Raw genomic sequence first — 24414 nt, forward strand, 5'->3', positions numbered from 1 at the left:
ATAGATGAATAATACTTTGCTTGAACAGAGCCAGGAGGGCTGCGACAAGCAAAATAGCCCTTCTCAAACAGGCACCTTGCCTCCAGCGAATAAACGCAGCCTTGCTTGGTTTGATGATGCCCTATTGTTGGGCATTATGGCCTTACTGGCAGGCTGTGGTCTTATTTACGAATACCTACTTTCCCACTATGCAGGCCGCATTCTCGGCGCCTTAGAAGCTGCTATTTACACCATGATAGGCATTATGATTGTGTCTATGGGCATTGGCGCCTTTGCCGCTCGTAAAATTCGCTGTGCCTTCACCGGCTTTGCGATGCTTGAACTTATTGTGGCATTTTGTGGATCATTAGCGATTTTAATTACCGCCGCCGTGATTGGATTTGGCCAGCAATTACCGTTAATTATTGCCAACACCTTAGGCCTGCCACCAGATCATTTACCTGACGGCGGTTTTATTGGCGTATTACAAAATCTTAGTGAATATTTACCCTATATCTGGGGGGTTATTCTAGGTTTGATGATCGGCATGGAGATCCCGCTGATTGCCCGCGTACGTCAATCCTTATCTGAAGAGCACTTGCTGCACAATGCCGGCACCATTTATGGCGCTGATTATGTCGGTGCGGGTGCTGGCGCGGCTATTTGGGTACTGTTCATGCTGTCGTTAGATATTCAGCTCGCAGCAGCGCTCACCGCCAGTGTTAACTTGTTAGCAGGCTTTGTGTTTATTTGGCGCTTTTGGCAGCAAATCCGCTGGGCTAAACTGATCCTCGCAGGACATTTTATCGCCACAGGAGTATTAGTGCTACTGGCACTGCACGGCCCCAGTTGGGAGCAAAATTTCAATAACCTGCTATATAAAGACAAAGTGGTGTATTCAGAAGCTACCCGTTTTCAGCAGTTAACCTTTACCGAGCGGCTGCGAGGCAAAGGTCAAGCGCCAGTGTATTCGCTATACATTAATGGTCGATTACAGTTCTCCAGTATTGATGAGCACATCTACCACAGCTTTTTAGTTCACCCGACACTTGCAGCCAGTGCAAGGCAGGATAATGTGCTAATTATTGGCGGCGGAGATGGCTTAGGGCTTAAGCAAGTTTTCAAATGGGATCCAAAATCGGTCACCTTAATGGATTTAGATGAACAGCTCGTCGACTTGTTTAGAGAGCCCCATGAGAACATGCCAGAGCGTGTTAGCAATGCCATGTTAGCCCTTAACGGCGATGCACTAAATGATCCTCGCGTTAAGCTTATTTATGATGACGCCTTTAATGGCATTGATAAACTGATTGCTGACAATCAAAAATTTGATGCCATTATTGTGGATTTGCCAGATCCGAGCCACCCTGATTTAAATAAGCTTTATTCTGATTTATTTTATCGAAAACTGGTCGAGCTATTGAGCGCTGATGGGGCAATGACGGTACAATCGACTTCGCCTTATCATGCCCAAAATGCCTTTATTTCTGTAGGAAAAACCATTGAATCGGCAGGGTTTTCGGTCGAGCAATACCATCATAACGTGCCAAGCTTTGGTGAATGGGGCTGGTCTATCGCCACCTTATCAGGACAAAATGCCAAGCAACGTCTAGCCCATAACGAGACGTTGCCCATTAATGAGCAATGGCTGACTCCCGGGCTTATACATGGCGCATTTGAGTTTCCTGGCACATTTTATAATGATGCTGACACTATCAAAGTGAATAGAATTGGCTCATTACAGCTATACCATTACCACTTAGCATCTTGGTCTGACAACCAAGGGATGAATCTTTTTTAACCAACTCAAAAATAGACTTGACATAATATGTCTAAGTGCTATCTTTGAAACCTAAGACATAATATGTCAATAAGGACGAATATGAATATCCATAAGATTGCTAACCATTTGACAGAACTTGGCGACCTTAGCCATACCGGTTTGAAGTTTGATTGTTTTCCAATTGATGGTGATGTTGAAGTATTACAAGTCAACGTTGCTGGCCGTGAAGAATTACCGGTATTTGTATCGGTAACTGACAATCAAATCTTATGTATCAGTTATTTATGGGATGAGAGCGAAGTAAAAACTGAAACTCGTACCCAAATGTTTGAAACTATGCTTGAACTAAACATTCCAATGCCTTTGTCATCTTTTGCAAAAATTGATGATAAATATGTGGTTTACGGGGCGTTATCAGTCACCTCAAGCATGGAAGAGATCGAGCAGGAATTATCAGTATTGTCTGATAACTGTTTAGAAGTCATCGACGAACTTGTCGAATTTTTGAAGTAAGGAGCCATATCATGGGCATTTTAAATAAAATTTTAACGGCATTTCGTGGCGGCGCAAATGAAGTCGGCCAAACTATTGTTGATGCAAACTCTACTCGTATTTTTGAACAAGAAATTCGTGACGCAGAAAAGCATTTAACTAAAGCAAAACGTGAGTTAACTGACGTTATGGCGAAAGAAATGCAAGCAAGCCGTGAAATCGATCGCCTGAAACGCAGCATCACTGAGCACGAAGGTTATGCAACTCAAGCACTTGAAAAAGATAACGAAGCGTTAGCTATTGAAGTTGCTGAAAAAATCGCTCAGTTAGATCAAGAGCTAGCAGAACACGAAACAGCGAACAGCAGCTATTCTGCACATGCTTTACGCTTAAAAGAATTAGTGAAGAAAACCGAGCGTCAATTAACTGATTATCAACGTCAGCTAAGCATGGTTAAAACCACTGAAAGCGTACAAAAAGCCACCGCGACTATTACTGATTCATTTGCATCAAGTAACTCAAAGTTAATGAATGCAAAAGATTCACTAGAGCGTATTAAAGCTCGCCAGCAACAGTTTGATGATCGCCTACAAGCATCAGAAACCTTAGCTGAAGAGAATAGCGACAAGTCTTTACACGCTAAGCTAGCAGAAGCAGGAATTGGTGAGCAAAAGTCTAGTGCTAATGCTGTTTTAGAGCGTCTTAAAGCGAAAAAAGGTTAATTGACTATGGGATTTCTGCGTGGCCTATTTGGCAAGAAAGAAGCCCCTAAACGTCAGCTTGACCATGTGAACAAGCTACTCAAGGGAGATATGATCTCCCTTGATGATAGTTTTGCCTTACCTGAGCAACTACGTGGGCAGCAACTTAAAGTTGAAGCGATTCATACTTATGAATATGAACGTTCACAACAATGTGAGTGGTTACTTCGCGGTCACAGTGGCACCGCTATTTTCATGTCATACATTGAAGAAGATGAAGCTTACTTAAGTTTCTCTGTCAAAGTAAATCGCTCTATCGTTGAGCAAATTTTTGATCTCGATGAATTCTCACAGTTATTTGAAGAGCCCGGTAATGCTGAGCTCAAAACACTACCGCTTTCAAATGAATTAGACAGTGAATACGCACGCTGGTTAAGTGATGCTTATCATCAAGTTGAATTTGCCACTTTTGGTTATTTCCATCGTCAAGATTACCGTGGTCAAAAGCCACCTCAAGATGATAGTAATCAACAACGAGGCGATGGCTTTGAAAGCTACTCATTAGTTGATAGCGATGAAAGCCACGCTGTGGATGTCGAAGTTTATGAAGGTGGCGATACTGAAGTCATGTTGACGCTATATCGTCCATTAACGGATATTCGCGAGTTTTGGCCGGCAAGCTAAGTTAAAGCGGTTTTAGGGAGTTAAACCAACCATGAGTAAAGGTAAATCGTTACCAGAAACCTGGATAAAAAATCAGCAAGCGGCCAAGGCAACCCAAGTCGCGTTTGATTTAGATGAAAAGTTTCAGTACCAGATCCGAAAAGCCGCCCTTGATGCAGGGGTCAGCCCTTCAGATCAAATTCGCTCAATACTTGGTTTAAGCGTCACTAAGCGCCCAAAAAGACCCAGATTAACCGTGTCGTTAAGCCAAGATGATTACGTCTTATTAGCCCAGCGATACGGGTTAAATTCAGATGCACAACTTGAAATTAAAAAGCGCGTTTTAGATGATTTAGTGCAATTTGTAGACGAATAGCTGATGTTTGGATTTTAAAAAACACGCCTTGTTTAAGGCGTGTTTTTTTATGGCTGCAATTAAGGTTTACGCCATACCCCATGATTGGTAGCATCACTGCACTGCTTTTGCAAAACGGATTTGTATCGATGATAGATAAAAAACGCTGGTCATTAAAAACCTTAAATGGTCCCAGCCCTTTCGAACTGGCGATGATGGTGTTATCGCTTTTTTCAGTCTTTATTGTGATTATGCTGACTTTCAGCAAAATAGATCCTGAAACCAGACGGGTATTATTGTTTATTGATACCAGTATCTGCCTCTTGTTTATGTCGCGCTTTTTTTATGAACTTTTTAAAGCCCCAAGTAAGAAGTTTTATTTAAAACATCACTGGATTGATTTTGTTGCCAGCATCCCTGCAATTGAAGCACTGCGTATCGCCCGTGTTTTCCAAATATTACGGGTGATCAGATTAATTCGTGCCACACGCACACTAATCATTCCGCTATTAAGACAAAGCAAACAAACCACCTTAGCCGGGTTATTAGTGGCAATGGTGTTTATTTTGGGCGCAGCTTCCGTGCTAATTTTATTAGTTGAAACTGGGGTTGAAGGCGCCAACATTCAAACTGCCGAGCAAGCCATTTGGTGGGCATTAGTGACCATATCAACCGTGGGTTATGGTGATTTTTATCCAGTTAGCACAATTGGCCATATCATTGGCGCGATTGTAATTATTAGTGGCGTGAGTTTTTTTGGGGTGATTTCTGGTTACATGGCATCGGTTTTTGTCGCGCCAGACAGCAATGAACGTGAAGAGCGTGAAGAAACTAATAAACAGGATATCAAATCTGCATTAGAGCAAGCATTGGAGCGTATGGAGCAAAACCAGCAACAAATGGAAAAAAACCAGCGTCAAATGCTTGATGAAATAGCCATTTTAAAACAGCAGCTTATAGACAAGAATTAACCAGCACTCACCACATTCGGATTATTTCATCTATAAAAAAATAAGGCCTATCAACTGATAGGCCTTATGTTTAAATGTTTAGCTTACCAGTATGGCTGGTTTTTTAAGGCACTTTTACGAGAATGCTCCATGGCAAACAGCAAACTAGCCTCTTTATCTTCAAGCCAACGGCCAATATCCACGTCGGTCTCTGCAGTCAGTTTAGCCAACAATTGATAACAACCTAAGGTTTGAATACCTAAGGCTAAATCTTGCCAAGGCGCTCTGAATGCTTCGCGGTCTTCTGCTTGATACAATTCACCATAAGCAAACCCCACCAAGATACTTTCATCTAAGCAATGGGCCACTTTTTGATAATCAAGGCTATCCATTGCCGCGCTCATTGGCATTACATCTACAATCCGCTGCCATGAATCTTGTTGTAAACGATTAGCAAACACACCCAATTCAGGATAATCCACTAAGCGGTGGGAACCATTGGCAGTTTTTAATAATAAATCCACTAATTCAAGCTGTAATTGACCGTATTCAGGTTTAAGCCAAAAAGCCTCGAGATTATTATCAGCAACAAGCTTAGCCGCACTGGCTTTAGCTAATGCCTTTAGCGGCGCTTTATTAATGGATTTACCGAATAAGTTTTGACGCTCATCAATAATTAAACTGAGGCTTTGCAGCGGCTCAATAAATTGTAGTTGTTGCTCTAACGTGTCGAAGTAACTGAGCACTTGTGAATTCAATAATCCAAATTGGCTTAGAGTCAGTCGCAACAATCGAATACAAGCCCGCAGTTGCATCCATAATTGTGCTTGCTGAGAAATTTCATCACTATCAAGCAAGATTGATTCAATGATCTGCCAGCGTTCGATGCCCGACTCTAATAATACTTCCAAGGTTTTTGATAAACTTTTATCGCTGGGTAAGCGAATATAATCGATGCTCTTTAATGATTGCGCTTGTGAGTGACCTGAAAGTAAATAGCCGCGCTGGGCTTTACTCGCTTTACCTAATCTCACCGGAACATGACGAGCAACGTCAATAGCCAACTGCAATAGCGCTGACGTGTCACCAGCTAACAGTTCAAACTCCACTTCACAAATGGGATCGGCTTTGCCGTTAGCCAGGACATTACCGGTATCAAATGCAATCTCAACTAAACTATCGCCAATATAAACATGCCATGATTGACGGCAAAAATTAGTTTCAAAAATACAGCTGATTTCAGCTTGCAGCTCACTAACCAGCATTTCTTGCGGCCAAATGGTGTCAGGAAATAATGCCAGTTCGGGGAAATCTTGCTCAATAGCCACATTATATTCGGGCCGAGAGTGAATACCGCCAATAACTTTGCCCGCAGTTTTAATGGTTTGCTCGGTATACTTTTCAGTTTGGCGTACCCTAAGCCCCATCAAATGTTGTCTTAATTGTAATTGAGGTGTATCAAAGTATTTGTTTGATAACTGACAAGTTTCTTGAGGGGTAGCGCCGTCCAATTCATTCAGTAATTTTACCAATAAATCATGGTATTGTGGCTGTATAAACAGCTTAAGTTCTATCTCAGAGTCCATTGACTTCTTTTTCACCTTGTCATTAAATCTTCATTAATGCGTCATAATTAGTTCATAATGTCACATTAGTGTAATAAAAATCCCTTAGGATAGCGTTACTCAGTTCTATATACTGACTAATATCAACTGTAGATTAAATTAAAAACACAGTTTCATTATGTGGACGCTTAAGGTAACATGCGCCCGCTTTTCCAAAATTGGAATCATTAAATAGGTTAACCGCAATGCCAGTAAACTCTATTTTAGGAGTGTTTGCAAAATCACCCCTTAAGCCCTTAGAACAGCATATCGACAAAGTTCATGAATGTGCAGTACTACTTGTACCATTCTTTGACGCAACGACCTCAGGTGACTGGGATGAAGCGGTCAAAGTCCGTAAGCAAATAAGCTTACTTGAAAATGAGGCAGATACGCTAAAGCGTGAGATCCGCCTTACCCTTCCTAGTGGGTTGTTTATGCCAGTAGAGCGTACTGACTTGCTTGAGTTATTAACTCAACAAGACAAAATCGCTAACAAGGCAAAAGACATCTCCGGCCGTATTATTGGTCGCCAATTAGTTTTCCCTCAACAAGTGCAAGCACCGTTTAAAGCTTATCTCAAACGTTGTTTAGATGCTGTCTCTCTTGCTAAGCAAGCAATTAACGAACTCGATGACCTTCTCGAAACAGGTTTTAGAGGACGTGAAGTCGAATTAGTCGCCAAAATGATCAATGAATTAGATCGTATTGAAGCTGATTCAGATGATTTGCAAATCCAAGTACGTCGCTTACTACTAAGCTTGGAAGCAGATTTGAATCCTATCGATGTCATGTTTATGTACAAGATTATCGAATGGGTTGGAGGCTTGGCAGATTTAGCCGAGCGTGTAGGCTCTCGCCTAGAGCTAATGTTAGCTCGCAGTTCATAACTAAAAAGGTTATCAAGGAAACAACATGGTTGATGTATTAGTCACCAATGGCCCAATGCTTATTGGTATTGCGGCTGTATTTGGATTTTTGATGGCATGGGGTATTGGCGCAAACGATGTCGCTAATGCTATGGGAACCTCTGTGGGTTCTAATGCTATCACTATTAAACAAGCTATTATCATTGCAATGATCTTCGAATTCGCAGGTGCATACCTTGCGGGTGGCGAAGTGACCAGCACAATTCGTAAAGGGATTATTGACGCGAGTTATTTCGTCGATTCACCTGAATTACTGGTTTACGGCATGATAGGTTCTCTACTTGCTGCAGGTATTTGGCTGATCCTAGCCTCAGCGCTAGGTTGGCCTGTATCTACGACTCACTCTATTATTGGCGCTATTGTTGGCTTTGCTGCAGTAGGTGTTAGCGTAGATTCTGTTGAATGGGGCAAGGTTGTTGGCATTGTCGGCTCTTGGGTTGTGACTCCTGCGATATCCGGTTTCATCGCCTTTATGATCTTCCAAAGTGTTCAAAAACTCATTTTTAACACTGATGATCCGTTAGCCAACGCTAAGCGTTATGTACCTTTCTACATGGCTTTTGCAGGCTTTGTGATGTCACTTGTGACTATTACTAAAGGTTTGAAGCATGTTGGATTGCACTTCTCAACTGCTGAAGCCTATGGCTTAGCCGCTATTGTTGCCGTTGTTATTGGTATCTTTGGTAAGATTATGATCGGCCGCTTAAACATGAGCACCGACGTTAATCGCCAAACTGAATATGCAAATGTAGAAAAAGTATTTGCTATCTTAATGGTAGTTACCGCTTGTTGTATGGCATTTGCTCACGGTTCAAATGACGTTGCTAACGCCATTGGCCCATTAGCAGCTGTAGTTTCAGTTGTTAACAGCGGCGGTGAAATTGGCTCTAAAGCGGCTTTAGCTTGGTGGATTTTACCATTAGGTGCGGTTGGTATTGTGATGGGTCTAGCTATCTTTGGTAAGCGTGTAATGCAAACCATTGGTAAAAACATCACTCACTTAACCCCAAGCCGTGGTTTTGCTGCTGAACTTGCTGCAGCATCAACAGTTGTTATTGCATCAGGTACCGGTTTACCTATCTCGACAACTCAAACACTAGTTGGTGCGGTGTTAGGTGTGGGTATGGCTCGTGGTATTGCCGCAATTAATATCGGTGTAGTACGTAACATCGTTGTTTCTTGGGTTGTTACCTTACCTGCGGGTGCGGCATTATCTATCCTGTTCTTCTTCACCATCAAAGGGATATTTAGCTAATAACTCGTCAGTTATTAAGCTAACCACGCAAAAGCCGGTCATATTAATGTCCGGCTTTTTTGTTTCAAATAGCAAACTTTCGTTAATCAGCGGGCTAATTATTCGCTTCATTTAGCCAAAGCATAACGTTTTACGCATAATCCCATTAGATTAATCAGTAATATCGCTTATTTGAATAAGACTTTTGCGTTCTTCCTTGCAATCAAGTCGCTAAATAAATAGCATGACGGGTAGTTCTAATGGTATGGAAAAATAACGTGTTAAGAATGTTCACAATGGTAGTATTACTACTGCTCTCAAATGGCTTAATGGCGCAACAAGCGACGCATTTCATTACCGATGATGTCGATATTTACATGCATAGTGGTCCAGGGACTCAATACCGTATTTTAGGCACCATCGAAGCAGGCCAATCAGTTACCTTATTAAACGAAAGCCAAAACGATTACAGTAAAATTCGTGATCATAAAAACCGTGAAGGTTGGGTGATTTCTGAGTTAGTTAAAAAAGGCACCGGCCTTAGAAACCGTTTGCCAATTGTTGAAGCAGAACTCGCTAAAGCCAAGCAAACTTTAGCGCAGCTAGATCAAAGCTCTGAGTCTGTAACCCAACAGCTAACAGCAGCTAACCAACAGATTTTATCTCTAGAATCAGAGCTTGCTAGCGCATCTCAACAGCGCGACCATGCGATTAAAGAATTGAATGCGATTCAAGATAATGCTCAATCAAGAATGTGGCAACAAGGCGCATTAATTGCTGGATTAGGCGCCTTAATCGGTATTTTCCTAGTCTATCTACCAAGACCACAACGTAAGAAGAACAGCCGCTGGATGTAGTCCTAGCTCAATTACGCGACTTATCTTACCTGAAAAGCCAATGCCATTGCATTGGCTTTTTTGTTTCTGCTTTTTGAGCTTACGCTGGCAACAAAAGCACAACATTTACCCCCTCAAAAAAGTCGTTATTTTGCCTGCAAGAGGTATAAAAAACACCTAGGCTATATTTCATCATCACAACTGACACTAAATCTTGCTCAACATCACATTTTAATCGTATACTCGCCTCGATTTCGTACATTGTATACAAAATAAAAAACATCATAATAAACATCTTGTTTACAAAGTTAGTAAACAGCTCAAGACGGAATGAAAATTATGTTCAATGCCAGTGAAGTCCTAAACGGTCATTACAATAATGCTAGCTTAGATGAGCTATTCTCAGCCATAACTAATAATTACATCGTTGATGAAGAACTGTATTTATCTGAGCTTATTAAATTAGTGCCATCGTCTGATACTGAAATTAAGCAAATCACTGATAAAGCCCATCAACTGGTCTTGAAAGTGCGCCAATTTGAAAAGAAAGGCCTAATGATTGGCATTGATGCTTTCTTGCAGCAATACAGCTTAGAAACTCAAGAAGGCATTATCTTGATGTGTCTTGCTGAAGCATTATTGCGTATCCCTGATGCCGCTACTGCAGATGCCTTAATCGAAGATAAGCTCTCTGGCGCTAAGTGGGATGCGCACTTAAGTAAAAGTGATTCAGTGTTAGTTAACGCATCCACTTGGGGCTTAATGCTCACAGGTAAAATCGTTAAGTTAGATAAAAACATCGACGGCAAACCTAGTAACTTGCTAAACCGTTTAGTTAATCGTGTTGGTGAGCCTGTTATTCGTCAAGCAATGAATGCCGCGATGAAGATTATGGGTAAACAGTTTGTGTTGGGACAAACGGTTAAAGAGGCCCTTAAAAACAGTGTTGCTAAGCGCCAGCAAGGTTACACCCACAGCTATGATATGCTCGGTGAAGCCGCGTTAACCGCTAAAGATGCACATAAGTATTACACTGAATATAGCCATGCGATTGCTGAATTAGGCGCACAAGAATACGATCTATCAAGCGCTCCTCGCCCCACAATCTCAATCAAATTATCGGCACTGCATCCACGCTATGAAGTCGCCAATGAATCACGTGTACTCAGTGAATTATATGACACTGTCATTAAACTCATCGTGCAAGCGCGCGAGCTCAACATCGGTATTTCAATCGATGCCGAAGAAATGGATCGCCTTGAATTATCACTCAAGTTATTCCAGAAGCTATATAACGCCAACGAAACTCAAGGTTGGGGCTTACTGGGGATTGTGGTTCAAGCCTACTCAAAACGTGCCCTGCCGGTATTATGTTGGTTAACTAAGTTATCCCGCGAGCAAGGCGATGAAATTCCAGTGAGACTAGTAAAAGGCGCTTATTGGGACAGTGAGTTAAAATGGGCTCAGCAAGCTGGCGACGGTGGCTACCCACTTTACACTCGCAAAGCCGGCACGGACGTATCATATTTAGCCTGTGCTCGTTATTTACTCTCTGACGCCACTACAGGCGCCATATACCCGCAATTTGCCACCCATAATGCCCAAACAGTTGCCAGTATCAGTGCGATGGGCGCGAATCGTCACTATGAGTTCCAGCGCCTACATGGCATGGGTGAAGAGCTCTACGACACTATGCTGGCTGAAAGTGGCGCAAAATCCGTGCGTATCTACGCGCCTATTGGTGCCCATAAAGATCTACTGCCTTATCTGGTAAGGCGCCTATTAGAAAACGGCGCTAACACCTCGTTTGTTCACAAATTAGTGGACCCGAAAACCCCTATCGAAAGCTTAGTGGTGCATCCATTAACCACTTTAAAAGCTTATAAAACTTTAGCTAATAATAAAATTGTTCTGCCGGAAGATATTTTTGGTATAGAACGTAAAAACTCTAAAGGATTAAACATGAACATCATTTCTGAGTCTGCGCCATTTTTTGCCGGCGTTGACCAATTTAACGATACCCAATGGACTGCTGGGCCATTAGTCAATGGCGAGACCTTAAGCGGCGAAACCAAAAATGTACTCAGCCCATTTGACACCACTAAAACGGTGGGACAAGTAGCTTTTGCCAATAATCAGGCAATTGAAGCTGCATTAAGTTCTGCCCATGGCGCTTTTCATCGTTGGAGTCATACCCCCGTTGAGCAGCGTGCATCTGCACTTCAAAAACTGGCTGACTTACTTGAAGAGAACCGCGAAGAGCTGATTGCCCTTTGTACTCGTGAAGCAGGTAAAAGCTTACAAGATGGCATTGATGAAGTCCGTGAAGCAGTAGATTTTTGTCGCTACTATGCTATTCAAGCCAAGAAAATGATGGCGGCGCCAACTTTGCTTCCTGGGCCGACGGGTGAATTAAATGAACTATTCATTCAAGGCCGCGGCATCTTTGTTTGTATTAGCCCTTGGAACTTCCCATTAGCGATTTTCTTGGGCCAAGTTACTGCGGCGCTAGCTGCTGGTAATACCGTGATTGCCAAACCCGCTGAGCAAACTTCATTAGTAGGTTACCGCGCAGTGCAATTAGCTCATGAAGCAGGCATTCCTGTCGATGTACTGCAGTTCTTACCAGGCACTGGCGCTACTGTTGGCGCAGCGATCACCGCTGATGAACGTATTGGCGGTGTGTGCTTTACTGGTTCAACCGGCACTGCTAAATTGATTAACCGCACATTAGCTAATCGTGAAGGTGCTATCATTCCGCTCATCGCTGAAACTGGCGGTCAAAATGCGATGATAGTTGACTCGACCTCACAAGCAGAACAAGTGGTTGCAGATGTGGTTTCATCGTCGTTTACCAGTGCAGGCCAGCGCTGCTCGGCATTGCGAGTGCTGTTCTTACAAGAAGATATTGCCGATCGCGTGTTAGATGTAATGCAAGGCGCAATGGAAGAGCTCAGTATTGGTAACCCAAGCTTTGTTCAAACTGACGTTGGCCCTGTGATTGATGCCACTGCAAAAGCGAACCTAAATGCCCATATTGATCATATCTCGCAAGTTGGTAAGTTAATTAAGAAAATCAACTTACCCGCAGGCACTGAAAATGGCCACTTTGTGTCGCCAACAGCGGTAGAAATTGATTCAATTAAAGTGCTTGAGAAAGAACATTTCGGGCCAATTTTGCACGTTATTCGTTATAAAGCCGCTAATTTAGCCGCGGTTATTGACGAGATAAACAGCACCGGCTTTGGTCTTACTTTAGGAATTCATAGCCGCAATGAAGGCCATGCGTTAAATCTTGCAGACAAGGTTGATGTGGGTAACGTCTATATTAATCGTAACCAAATTGGCGCAGTAGTGGGTGTACAGCCTTTTGGCGGTCAAGGTTTATCAGGTACTGGCCCCAAAGCAGGCGGACCACACTACCTTACTCGTTTTATTACTGAAAAAACCCGCACCAACAATATTACTGCCATTGGCGGTAACGCGACGTTATTGTCCCTTGGTGATGCTGAAGACTAATAATTAGCAGGTTTGAAACCATAAAAATGCCCGCAGCTGCGGGCATTTTTTGTTCAAGCTATTTTATTTAGGTTAATAGTGTTCAAGCTAATAGTATTTACCGATAAAACCATCAACGGCTTACCATTAAGTAAGCAGGTATCACTTGAATCGCCATAACAAAGCCCAATCGAGACAAGGATAGGCCTTAGCACTGCTTATAAAGCTAAGCTTTCTTTTTCAGCAGCAGTTTTACGCTCAGGGCTTGTCTTAACATGGGTTAAGTACAAAGGTAAGCCCACGAGTAAAAAGCCGCCGACTAAATTACCTAATGCCGTTGGGATTTCATTCCACAATAGGTAGTCGCTAACAGTAAAGTCACCGCCCATGATCATTGAAAATGGAAATAGGAACATATTAACGATTGAATGCTCAAAACCCATAAAGAAGAACAGCATCACAGGCATCCACATTGCAGCCATTTTGCCGCTCACTGAGGTTGAGATCATAGCGCCTACCACTCCCATAGACACCATCCAGTTACACAACATGCCGCGAATAAAAATAGTAAACCAGCCTGCCACGCCATGCTCTTGATACCCTAACGTACGTGACTCACCAATTGAGCTCACTTTAGCCGCTAATACTCCACCGTCAGTGTTGTAACCATAAGTCAGGATATAGGATGCAAAAAATGCCACGGTTAACGCGCCGGCAAAATTCCCCACAAACACTAACCCCCAATTCCTAAAAAGTTGCTCCCAGGTACATCCCGGTCGCTTGTTAAGGACAGCTAAAGGCACCAAGGTAAATACACCTGTCAGCAAATCAAACTTCATCAGATACAACATAATAAACCCAACCGGGAATAATAATGATCCGACTAACAAGCTACCTGTTTTCACGATAACGGTAATGGCAAAAAAAGCGGCAAGTCCCAGTATCGCGCCAGCCATAAATGCCCTAACTAATGTATCTCGTGTCGACATGAAGATTTTTTGCTCCCCAGCATCTACCATCTTGGTAGCAAACTCCTTTGGCTCGATATATGACATAGTGCATTCCCTATAGTTATGTAGTTGACTGCTAATAAGCCAACTTCATACCAAGGTTGATAAATGCTTATAAATCAACACCCTAATCTAATTAGATTTTTTGAAAATGGTTGTAAGTAGTGCAAGCTGCACCTAGATAGCGCAAAAAAGCCATTATTGAAAGGCCGTATTTAGCATCAAGTTTGTCTCGCTAAATGAAGCGTAATGAGCAAGTTAGTGGTTGTTGCGGCGGATAAGTGAGTCTTCGTTAAGACTCAAATGGTACCAATAATCGAATATGGTTATTGTAGTGACTAGCAATAGCTTGATGACTAAATGGTTAAATGGCAATATTCATTTTAAGCTCTAACTTGTATGGCAGCGCTGATAACTTTTGCTTGAGATTTTGCTGAAATACTTTGATATCACCGGTCTTTATAATTGACTCTTCACTAGGTACGACATTGATATCAATTCTAAGCTCATTTCCCACTTTGACGACACTGCCTAAATGCAGGGTTTCTTGGCTATCAACTTCTTTCATGCCTTTGGATACTTCTGCAATCAGTTCTTGTTGTGGTGCCATTTGCAATAGCTCTTTGACCGCTTGACTCACCATAGAAAAAGGAACTTTCAAAAAGTAAGCTGAAATTAATATCATCATGAGTGGATCGGCATAACCTGCATATTGAGCCAGCGAAGTTTGCGTTAAGCCCCATGCGATAACAAACCCCAGCGTAATAGCCATGCTGAGCAAAGTATCCATCTGCCACTGCTTAGTTTCTGCTTCAATTAACCCTGAGTGCGACTCGCGGCTCATTTGGGTTATTTTCCACCAAGCAAAACCACAACCAAGGGTATTTACCAGCCCAAAAACACTCGCGACACCAATGTCTAACGGCTTGACACCTTGTATTAAACTATCGATTGCGCCGAACAGTGAATAAATCACTAGGCACATAATCACCACACCTTTGATCGCAATAACAATAGGTTCAAACATCGCCTTACCATTGGGGAAACGCTTATCTTTCGGGGAATGGATAAGCTTAGCGGCGAGCAGTGACAAAATAGTTAACAGCAAACTAATTAACGAGTATAAACCATCAAAGGCTATGACTAAGGAACCCAATATCAGCCCAACCGCCAAGCCGCCTACAGCAAACATCAGCGCAAATACTGAAGACAGTATCAACACTTTTTGCTCTATTGCTTGAGATGGCACACACATATGAATTCCTCATAAAATTAATCATTTACCCGTATAGGTAATTGAGTACAGTTTGGCATTCTGTATTAAATCAGCAATGACAAACTCAACGTCTGTGAGGTTATTTTGATAGTAATATTATTATAGCAAGGCTATTCAATGACTTAGTTTAGTAACCACCTGTCAATTATATTGACAGTGAGTGCTTGGCATGAATCCGAAATAACACGAATAAGCTAATACAAAGGTGATAGCTGGTTATTGAAATGGACCAGTTGAACAGTTTGATTTAATGACCCATCGAGGATGGGCTTATCATGAACACAAGATTAAAAAGCAAATAGATAGTCATTTAACTGATCGGCTAACCAGTTTGTCGCGGGATGCTCATTAAGGCCACTTGCTGCAAACATGCAATAGTCTTCCTGCAATAAACCGTAAGTATGCTTAATCACCGCAATGGATTGCTGCCTCAATAAATGTTTAATCAAGGGTTCAGGCATTACACCCCAAGCATCTTCAGTTTGAATGGAGCTAAGAATGTAATCAAAACTTGAAAAACCAATATAGTTACGGGAAAAAGGCTGTAATTCAGGATTGGACTTTTCATTTAAATATACCATTGATGCTTGCATGGCGCTGCGCAAGTCTTCATCTGACACTCGGCGTTTTGCTGCCAAGGGGTGGTCATGACGGCACACTGACATCATGCGAATTTTACCTAAAGGATGTGATGTCACCATGGCACTATCAGTGCTTTCATAGTCAATTCCAAAAGCAAAATTAACTTGCTCAGTTTCAACTAAATTGGCCAGATCGCCGGTGGAGGCCAGCACAATATTAAATGAGGTTGCTGGAAAGTGATTATTAAGCTGATGAGTCAACTCTAACCAAATATCGTCAGGTAAAGAGTCGTCACGGGCAATCCATACTTCTGCAGCAAACTCACCTTTAACTTGACGACAGGTTTGGCGGATCCGCTGCGCCGCTGTCAGCATACTTTGGCAATCTTTATAAATAGCCTTACCTGCTTCGGACAATGTGACTTGGTTACCGGTGCGATCAAATAATGCGGTATCGAGATCTTTTTCCATCGCTTTAATCGCCATGGTCATTTTGGTGCGATTCTGTTCTGTTTGTCTCGCCGCTTCTGACACAGAGCCCAGCTCTGCGACCAAACAAAAAGCTTCAATTTGCGAAAGTGTCAGTGCCATTATTATTCCTATAGTGAGGCTACCTCGCTAAGATAGCCTATTGCTTTGTGCCACAACAGTACGCTTTATCAATTTCGCTAGTCAGTTATCGGTTATCAACATAGCTTAGGCAATGCTAACCATCTTAAGGGAAAAAATGAAATCTAAAATTACAGCGGATATGGGAGTTTGAGGCAGGAAAGTGAGGTAGTAAAAGGCAGCTTGATAACAATCCTAATAACCATCAAGCCCTCACAGGCAATATTCGCACTATTGACTATCAAACAAACCGTTGCGCTTTAAACCTCGATGAACGTTTTTACATAACTTGGCAAATTTTTCTAAATCGCCAAAGCTCGGGGTGGCATTATTGTCCAGCGATGATTGCCAATAACTCACTTCACTATCAACAATTTCAAGCAGTTTTTTGGGACAGCCAATACAGCTACTATTAAAACCACATACGGCTAAAGCAGGATCATCTAAGGGAAAGGTATCTTTAACTTGGTTTATAAGTTGCTGCATTGCAGTCATTCTATCTGGTTTCATCATCAAGGGGCTCTTGCATCAATGAACGCCGATAATATTGCAGCGGCTGTTAAAGGTCAAAATACAGCCACCAAACCGTCTCAAGGTTAATGAGATGTATACTTTATTGTGCTGCAAATACAGTTAGCATGTGCCATTAAAGTAAAACCAACCCTAGAAGCAAAGAAGTCTAGACGTCTAGATTGACACTAATTTGTAGATCTCCTATGCTGACTATCATTGCACAAGCTATCATCATTGAAACTGAAATAACATGGATTGCTAAAGTAACTCGCAGCCTATTGGTGCAGCACCAATAACCATCAATGAATTGAATAAGATAATAAGAGAGACTCACTTGACCACACAAACACAAAAATCGGCCACCAGCCCAGCCTCCTTTGTTGCTTTACTGCCACTATTTGCTTTTTTAGCCTTATTTATTGGCGCTGGGGTTTACTTTCAAAGCCAAGGTGTAGACTTTGCTTTTTATCAGTTACCTAGTGTTATCGCGATTTTACCGGCGATTATCTTGGCGTTATTACTGTCTAAGCAAAAATTAAATCAATCCATTGATACTTTCATTGCCGGTATTGGTCACAGCAATATTATTGCTATGTGTCTGATTTATCTATTGGCAGGCGCCTTTGCCTCTGTCGCTAAAGCGACTGGTGGTGTTGATGCTACGGTTGCGCTGGGCTTATCAATGATCCCATCGAACTTATTATTACCCGGCTTTTTTGTTATTGCTGCCTTCATTGCTACCGCGATGGGCACCTCAATGGGTACCATTGCAGCGGTAGCGCCGATTGCATTAGGCGTTGCTGATCAAGCGCAAATTGATTATGCATTAATGGCTGGCGCAGTATTATCTGGTGCATTATTTGGTGATAACTTATCTATTATTTCTGATACCACCATTGCCTCAACCCGTACTCAGGGCTGTGAAATGAAAGACAAGTTCCGTGAGAACTTAATTTTCTCGCTGCCAGCATCAGCAATTGCCTTAGTGTTATTTGCTATTGCGGGTCAGGGACAAGCTGACATTGCCGCCCAAGAAATTGACTTCATTAACGTTATTCCTTACCTAACGATATTATTTTTAGCAGTATCAGGAGTTAATGTGTTTGTGGTACTAACCGTAGGCATACTGCTAGCTGGCGCTACAGGCCTGTTCACTATGGATTATAGTGCGGTCCAATTTGGTCAAGATATCTATGCTGGTTTCACCAACATGCAAGAAATCTTCATTCTATCTATGCTTGTTGGCGGTTTAGCTGCGCTGATGACACAACAAGGCGGTTTAACCTTTGTAAGCCAGAAGATTGAATCTTTGATTGCCCGCTTCTCTAAAGCCAAAGGTGACGCATCACCCCGCGCTGCTGAACTAGGTATGGCAGGTATGGTTGCAGCAACCAATGTGTGTGTCGCTAACAATACGGTATCGATTGTGGTTGTCGGTGACATTGCCAAAGACTTAGCCAGCAAGCATGGCGTTGCACCTAAGCGCGCGGCGAGTGTTTTAGATATCTTTGCTTGTATCATTCAAGGGTTAATTCCCCATGGCGCTCAAGCACTATTGATAGCATCAACCTTTGCCATTAGCCCATTAGCTGCTATTTCACACGCTTGGTATTGTATGATTTTAGCTGTGGTTGCTATTTCAATTGTGATATTGCGTAAACGCGCTTAATTCACTGTCAAACCAACGGCATAAAACCTGAGAACAACCGACTTAATGATGGTTGAACTCAGGTTTTATTTTATATAAAAGAGCGGTTTAAAAGTGTTAGTCTAAAGTTAACATTTGCATATCAAACAACCCATGAGCCAATCAATTCAGTTTAATAAACATTACGATTTATATTTAATGATTATTTTCATGTCGTTAGCGACTGCTGTAATTAGTGGCCTTGGCATTGGGGCGGCGTTAATTGCTGAAGTGTCTCGTTTGGGTATTAACCCACTGAGCATTAGAGCTGATACCTTAGGTGACTATATGAGTTCACCGTTAGCCATTGTTTACAATATGTCATTAGTCATTGCTGGAATGTGTTTAATACTGGCTATGTCAGCGCGCTACTTTGTCTTTGAAGATGGCTACAGCCGAGGTATTACCGTCACTGGCGCTACCTTAGGCGTATTAATTGTACTCATTGGTATCTTTCCAATTAACTTTTTAGAGCAACACCGTCTGTTTTCAACCGGTTATCTCATTTGCACCTTTTTGCTGCATTGTTTTTGCTTTATGGAATACTTTCGCAAGCGTAGCGCTTTAACCAGTCCATTATTCGCTCTAAATATTATTGGGTTAATATTTTCAATAATATTGATGTCTTTGCTTAACTGGTCGACATTAGATTTTGATCCATGTAGCCATGCTACCAGTGACATTTGTTGGATGTCCTTGGTGATGTGGGTACTAACTCAAACCAATATTTTGTGGTGTATGGTGTTAGCCATTGATATGAAAAAACGTATTAAGCAGCAACATCACCTTGCCAACTTATCGCTTGTAGGAAACTAATTTTGGCCAATAATATGCGCTTAGAGCAGTATTTAGCTCACTGCGGAGTCTGCTCAAGGCGCCAAGCCCAAAGGCTTATTGCCGCAGGTAGAGTGTGCTTTAATGGTCAAATCGCCTCAGCGTTAGATCGCGTCAGCCCCAATGTGGTAAACCCCAATATTTTACTAGACGGTGAAACTATTGCGCCACTAGAGAGCAAACAATATTGGCTATATCACAAACCCGTGGGCATTGATTGCCGCTTATTACCTGAGTTAGCCTCCAGTTTAATCCATCACTTACCCGCTTCACCCCGGCTGTACCCTGCAGGAAGATTAGATAAGGACTCGCGCGGATTATTACTACTGACAAATGATGGCGCGCTAACTCATCGACTGATGCATCCTGATTTTGGCCATGAAAAAGTCTATCAAGTCACGGTAAATAAACCTCTTAAAAATGATTTTGCCGCGTTAATGAGTGCAGGAGTCAGCTATCGAGATGTGACCACTAAACCTTGTAAGGTCTCTGTCATTGACGAGTGCCAATTTGAGATAACGTTAACCCAAGGGCTTAATCGACAAATTCGCAGAATGTCCCAAGCGCTGGGCTATCACGTTGTTGATTTGCTAAGAGTGAGCATGATGAATTGTCAGCTTGCTCAGTTGCCAGAAACAAAAATGCGGCCCCTAGAGGCCGCAGAATTAGTCACACTGCAGCAGCTACTTAAGTTGTAGCTGCTTATCAATTATTTTACGATGTCCATTTCTTCAAGTAAGTTGTCAGCATTATCTAAATACTTCATCACCCACAGCATGTAACGGCTATCCACTTGGATTGAGCGGTTAGTTTGAGGATCATAACCCCAGTCACCAATGATGCTTTCGTAAACGCCATCAAACAGTAAACCCACTAATTCAGCGCGGCCATTCAAAGTTGGAGAACCTGAGTTACCACCAGTGGTATCTAAAGTCGATAAGAAGTTAACCGGTACAGAATCGATTGATTTCATGTAGAAATCGCCGTACTGCTTTTGCTTAATAAGCTCAAGTTGCTTAGTCGGTGCATCAAATGGAGCTGCACCAGTATCTTTCGCAACAATACCTTCAAGACGAGTAAACGGCGCCGCCACTAAACCATCTTGGGGCGAGTATCCTTTTACGTTACCAATCGTGACTCGTAAGCTTGAGTTAGCATCAGCGTAAACCGGTTTACCTAGCTCACGATTATAGGCAATGACCGCATCCATATACTGTGGACGCACTTTCATTAAGTCTCCAGCAAGTTGTTTTTGCGCTTGTTCGCGTTGCATTTTTTCATCAAAGGTCATCACCGCATATTGAATAAACGGATCTTTCGACTGATTAAACTCAGCTACCGACTTATTCATCCAAGCTAAGCGGACGTCTTTATCTGACAGTGTGGTATTGGCATACATGCTATCAAGGGTTTTCATTAGCTTGGCTTCATCGAAGTTTTTACCAATCGAGAAAGCCTTATCAAAATCAGCTAAACGCTCAGAGGTTGGCAAAGCGGCATAACGCTTGAGTAAGTCTGCTAACATGGCTTTATCAACGCTGGCAGCATAACGACGGTCAATACGCTCCATACTTGAGGTAAACTGAGTCATGTCGCGTTCTTGATAGCCAGGCTCACGCTGCATATCCGGTAACGCTTTTTCATGAGCTAAACGATATAGGCGCTCAGCGGTGTTCTTCATGGTTGAATAACCCATGTAACTCAGCAGTAAGTCACGTTCTTGGCCTTGTTGGTCTAAGGCAATTAACTTATCTAACTGAGCTAATGTTTCACCATATTTCGCCTGACGCTTGCTATCTTTGCTAATCCACTTAGCTAATTTTTGCTCTAAACTTTTACGCTCATCTAACATGGTAGATTTACCGTAAAACTCAATCATCGAAGTAAAGTTTTTAGCGTAATTGGCTAATCCTGCAATTGAGCTTTCATATTTAATTCGCTCATCACTGCCTTCTGGGGCTGTGTCTTTGATGATTTCAATTAAACGTTCACGCAACACTTTACCTTGCGGATAAGCCCACTCAAATTGGTTTTCGACTTCATTCGCGATGCGATAACGGTTAGTACGGCCGGGGTAACCTGCCACCATAACAAAGTCCCCTTCGCTTACGCCTTTTGCAGACACTTTAAGAAAGCTTTTAGGCTCGTATGGGACATTATCTTTACTGAAATCGGCAGGCTTACCATCTTTACCGACGTAAGCACGGTAGAATGAAAAATCGCCAGTGTGACGTGGCCACATCCAGTTATCGATATCGCCGCCATATTTACCCACACTGGCTGCAGGATTATAAGTTAGGCGAACATCGCGGATTTCCATCTGTTTAACTAAGTAATACTCAAGACCGCCATGAAAACTATAAACCTTACAGCGGTAACCATCTTGCGCTTCACACTCTGCGACTAATGATTTCTCTTTTTGCTCAATGCCTTTGTAAAAGTCATTACCAGTTTTGCTCATTTCACCGTCTTTTATTTTAGCGGTGACATCAGTAACAGCTTCAGTAACATAAATACGTGAACCCGGTGTAGCAGGTAATTCTTCTGCATAAGTTTTAGCTAAAAAACCATCTTGTAACAGGTTGTTCTCTGGGGTTGAGTTGTACTGAATAGCGCCATAAGCACAATGATGATTAGTAACAACCAAGCCTTTAGGCGACACAAATGATGCTGTGCAGCCACCTAGGCTAATCACGGCATTCATTGGAAATTCGGTTAATTTTGAAATCGATTTGGCATCAATCTCCAATCCTTTTGCTTTAAGCTCATCAGCCATTGCAGGTAGCTGATAAGGCTGCCACATTCCTTCGTCTGCTTGGCTGGCAAATGTTGCCAAAATTGCAGCGCTTAATAACCATGTTTTCATTATTATTCCATTTTTAATAAAAGAGCCCCAAATTGCCTGTATTTTAATGCGGTCACAATGTCATATTGAAGCAACAATGTTCAGATTTAAGGCATAAAAAAGTCAGGCGGATAGCCTGACTTTATCATATTGTTTCTACAAAGAAATAGTCTTTGAAAAATGCCGTTACAAAGCTTATCGACAACACAGCTTCATTTATTGGCTTTTTTAGCTTAAAGCCACCATCAACTGAGCAACCACAATCAACAAACCTAATAGACCTGCGATAGCTAAGGCAAGCTTGCCACCACACACTTCATAGCCACCTAATTGTTGCTTACGCAGTTTTAATGCCATGACTATCGGCAAGAAGATAATCATAACCACTAACGGTATGGCCGCAAAGCCGAGCACTTGGAAAAAGCCATCAGGGTAATATAAAGCACATAATAGTGGCGGCACGAAAGTGACTAACCAAGTTTTAGCACGGCCTGCTTTATCATCTTTTGCTCGGGTTAACTCGGCAACATAGTCAAACAAGCTCATGGTAACGCCTAAGAAAGAAGTCACGAGTGCAAGATTGGCAAATAAATCAATAAACTGACTGACAACCGCTGAGTTAGCTACAGCTTGTAATGCATTAACTAGCGCAGGTAATGACCCTGCAAAACCATTTACCATTTCACCGCCTAAGGTACCTAAAGTGACCAAAATCCATAAGATATAGCAAACTAGCGGGATAGTAGAGCCAATCAATAGCACTTTTCTTAACGAAACGGCATCACCGTCTAAGTAACGAACAATGGTCGCAATACACACATGGAAACCAAATGAGGTAAATACCACAGGAATAGCCGCTAACCATAAATGGTCAAGCTTATCGCCTTCGGCGACATTGGCTGAAAAATTACTTAATGATGCCACAAGGTTTACTTCAGGTAGCAAAAATGCCACCACTAGAACCAATAACACGATCATCGCGGTAAATAACACCCGAGATACTTTATCAATCCACTTCACGCCAACGGCAATTAGGCCACCAAATACTAACGTAAATAGCAGTACTGACACTTGGTTATTTAAATCGACACCTAATAATGGCTCTAAGCGAGATTCAAGTAGTGATGATCCGCCCATTAGATACACCATGGTCAGGGCAAATAACAAACTTAAAAACGATCCGCCTTGAATAAGTTGACCAACCTTGCCTAAGGTTTTGCCTGTAATGGCGTGGACGTTATCACCCACACCAGTACGTAAGTTAATTTCTAACATTAATAAAGAGGTATAAGCTGATAATCCCCAGATAACTACCAGCAATAAAATCGCAGGCATAATACCTAGCGCTGCGGTAGCAAGTGGTAAAGCTAACATCCCCCCACCAATAGCAGTTCCTGCAACAATGGCGATTGAGCCAAGTATTTTTAAGTTCAAAACATGAGTCCCGTATGGTTTTTATTTATTGGTCGTTTTACCAAGTCTTATTGATATGGCCGATTTCGACAGTAGCAGAAGGAGATTATCACTAGCAAGAGACTTAGGCATTTAAAGGCCTACACGCGCGTTAATAAACAATTACGCAACATATTGATAATTACTTTAACACAAGGATTTTGCAATGGTGTAGCATTACAACCATACAAGAGGATTTTGAGGCTAGCAAACAATTTGAAGAGCGATATTAATTGAGTAATCACATATAAAACTACCCATCAACAAATGAAATGATGAGTAAACTGACTATGCAGGTAAACCAGAACAAGATAAATAAAAAAGGAAGACCTAAGTCTTCCTTTTACATAGTTAACAACAGGTATTTACTTATCTAATACCTTAACAATCAAATTACCAGCATTATGGAGACTGTAACTAATTTTGTGTAACTGCTTATCAACACGTACTCTATAGAGAGTCAAGGATAGGCAGATACTCATGAACAAAAAAGATATTGAAGCTTTTGCTAAAGAAGCTGCTAAAAGCATTAAAACACCAGAAGACTTAAATCAATTCAGTCAGATGCTCAAAAAGATAACGG

Annotated in this window: 20 protein-coding genes; 13 read left to right on the forward strand and 7 right to left on the reverse strand. The window is 42.0% G+C overall.

The window, feature by feature from the left end:
• The first annotated feature begins 4 nt into the window (after positions 1-4).
• From BCU91_RS05420 to BCU91_RS05445, 6 genes are all read left to right on the forward strand, one after another.
• The gene (locus tag BCU91_RS05420; protein WP_102438555.1) at positions 5-1780 is read left to right on the forward strand and encodes a polyamine aminopropyltransferase; all 1776 of its coding nucleotides are present in this window, start codon (positions 5-7) and stop codon (positions 1778-1780) included.
• 81 nt (positions 1781-1861) lie between these two features.
• Positions 1862-2275: a DUF2170 family protein gene (locus BCU91_RS05425; RefSeq protein WP_076539733.1), complete on the forward strand. Its 414-nt coding sequence runs from the start codon at positions 1862-1864 to the stop codon at positions 2273-2275.
• A gap of 11 nt (positions 2276-2286) precedes the next feature.
• Positions 2287-2976, forward strand: coding sequence for a PspA/IM30 family protein (locus BCU91_RS05430; RefSeq protein WP_076539734.1), 690 nt, complete (start codon positions 2287-2289; stop codon positions 2974-2976).
• A gap of 6 nt (positions 2977-2982) precedes the next feature.
• Entirely contained in the window at positions 2983-3639 is a 657-nt protein-coding gene (locus BCU91_RS05435) for a hypothetical protein (protein ID WP_102438557.1), read from the forward strand.
• A gap of 31 nt (positions 3640-3670) precedes the next feature.
• A complete protein-coding gene (locus BCU91_RS05440) occupies positions 3671-3994 on the forward strand; it encodes a hypothetical protein (RefSeq protein WP_102438559.1) in 324 nt (107 codons plus the stop codon).
• A 128-nt stretch (positions 3995-4122) separates the two neighbouring features.
• The gene (locus tag BCU91_RS05445; protein ID WP_102438590.1) at positions 4123-4944 is read left to right on the forward strand and encodes an ion transporter; all 822 of its coding nucleotides are present in this window, start codon (positions 4123-4125) and stop codon (positions 4942-4944) included.
• Positions 4945-5027: 83 nt separating this feature from the next.
• On the opposite strand, the gene BCU91_RS05450 is transcribed toward BCU91_RS05445, so the two are convergent.
• On the reverse strand, positions 5028-6509 hold the full coding sequence (locus BCU91_RS05450; protein WP_102438561.1) for a CYTH domain-containing protein: 1482 nt from the start codon (positions 6507-6509) through the stop codon (positions 5028-5030).
• A gap of 224 nt (positions 6510-6733) precedes the next feature.
• Between BCU91_RS05450 and BCU91_RS05455 the strand changes: the two genes are divergently transcribed.
• The 4 genes from BCU91_RS05455 (at position 6734) to putA (ending at position 13045) form a co-directional block, all read left to right on the forward strand.
• Positions 6734-7417 carry a TIGR00153 family protein gene (locus BCU91_RS05455; RefSeq protein ID WP_102438563.1) on the forward strand — a complete coding sequence of 228 codons (684 nt, stop codon included), beginning with the start codon at positions 6734-6736 and terminating at the stop codon, positions 7415-7417.
• A 25-nt stretch (positions 7418-7442) separates the two neighbouring features.
• Positions 7443-8711, forward strand: a complete 1269-nt coding sequence (locus tag BCU91_RS05460) for an inorganic phosphate transporter (protein ID WP_102438565.1) — start codon at positions 7443-7445, stop codon at positions 8709-8711.
• Positions 8712-8977: 266 nt separating this feature from the next.
• A complete protein-coding gene (locus BCU91_RS05465) occupies positions 8978-9547 on the forward strand; it encodes a TIGR04211 family SH3 domain-containing protein (RefSeq protein WP_241903522.1) in 570 nt (189 codons plus the stop codon).
• A gap of 309 nt (positions 9548-9856) precedes the next feature.
• Complete coding sequence (putA, locus tag BCU91_RS05470) at positions 9857-13045, forward strand: bifunctional proline dehydrogenase/L-glutamate gamma-semialdehyde dehydrogenase PutA (RefSeq protein ID WP_198590438.1); 3189 nt, start codon at positions 9857-9859, stop codon at positions 13043-13045.
• A gap of 197 nt (positions 13046-13242) precedes the next feature.
• On the opposite strand, the gene BCU91_RS05475 is transcribed toward putA, so the two are convergent.
• The 4 genes from BCU91_RS05475 to BCU91_RS05490 form a co-directional block, all read right to left on the reverse strand.
• On the reverse strand, positions 13243-14079 hold the full coding sequence (locus tag BCU91_RS05475; protein ID WP_076540465.1) for a formate/nitrite transporter family protein: 837 nt from the start codon (positions 14077-14079) through the stop codon (positions 13243-13245).
• A 319-nt stretch (positions 14080-14398) separates the two neighbouring features.
• Positions 14399-15289: a cation diffusion facilitator family transporter gene (locus BCU91_RS05480; protein WP_102438571.1), complete on the reverse strand. Its 891-nt coding sequence runs from the start codon at positions 15287-15289 to the stop codon at positions 14399-14401.
• A gap of 308 nt (positions 15290-15597) precedes the next feature.
• Positions 15598-16482 (reverse strand): LysR family transcriptional regulator, encoded by an 885-nt coding sequence (locus BCU91_RS05485; protein WP_198589270.1) that lies wholly within the window; start codon positions 16480-16482, stop codon positions 15598-15600.
• A 249-nt stretch (positions 16483-16731) separates the two neighbouring features.
• The gene (locus BCU91_RS05490) at positions 16732-17013 is read right to left on the reverse strand and encodes a hypothetical protein (protein WP_347230778.1); all 282 of its coding nucleotides are present in this window, start codon (positions 17011-17013) and stop codon (positions 16732-16734) included.
• A 319-nt stretch (positions 17014-17332) separates the two neighbouring features.
• On the opposite strand from BCU91_RS05490, the gene BCU91_RS05495 reads away from it, so the two are divergent.
• From BCU91_RS05495 to BCU91_RS05505, 3 genes are all read left to right on the forward strand, one after another.
• Positions 17333-18682, forward strand: coding sequence for a Na+/H+ antiporter NhaC family protein (locus BCU91_RS05495; protein WP_102438594.1), 1350 nt, complete (start codon positions 17333-17335; stop codon positions 18680-18682).
• 189 nt (positions 18683-18871) lie between these two features.
• Positions 18872-19516 (forward strand): hypothetical protein, encoded by a 645-nt coding sequence (locus BCU91_RS05500; RefSeq protein WP_133126575.1) that lies wholly within the window; start codon positions 18872-18874, stop codon positions 19514-19516.
• Between the two features lie 2 nt (positions 19517-19518).
• The gene (locus BCU91_RS05505; protein ID WP_347230779.1) at positions 19519-20232 is read left to right on the forward strand and encodes a pseudouridine synthase; all 714 of its coding nucleotides are present in this window, start codon (positions 19519-19521) and stop codon (positions 20230-20232) included.
• Between the two features lie 11 nt (positions 20233-20243).
• On the opposite strand, the gene BCU91_RS05510 is transcribed toward BCU91_RS05505, so the two are convergent.
• Together BCU91_RS05510 and BCU91_RS05515 are read right to left on the reverse strand one after the other, a co-directional pair.
• Positions 20244-22400, reverse strand: coding sequence for a S46 family peptidase (locus BCU91_RS05510; RefSeq protein WP_102438577.1), 2157 nt, complete (start codon positions 22398-22400; stop codon positions 20244-20246).
• A 207-nt stretch (positions 22401-22607) separates the two neighbouring features.
• On the reverse strand, positions 22608-23813 hold the full coding sequence (locus BCU91_RS05515; protein ID WP_102531061.1) for an aromatic amino acid transport family protein: 1206 nt from the start codon (positions 23811-23813) through the stop codon (positions 22608-22610).
• Between the last annotated feature and the right edge of the window lie 601 nt (positions 23814-24414).

Origin of the sequence: Shewanella sp. 10N.286.52.B9 (assembly GCF_002873635.1) — a bacterium.
Taxonomy (GTDB): domain Bacteria; phylum Pseudomonadota; class Gammaproteobacteria; order Enterobacterales; family Shewanellaceae; genus Shewanella.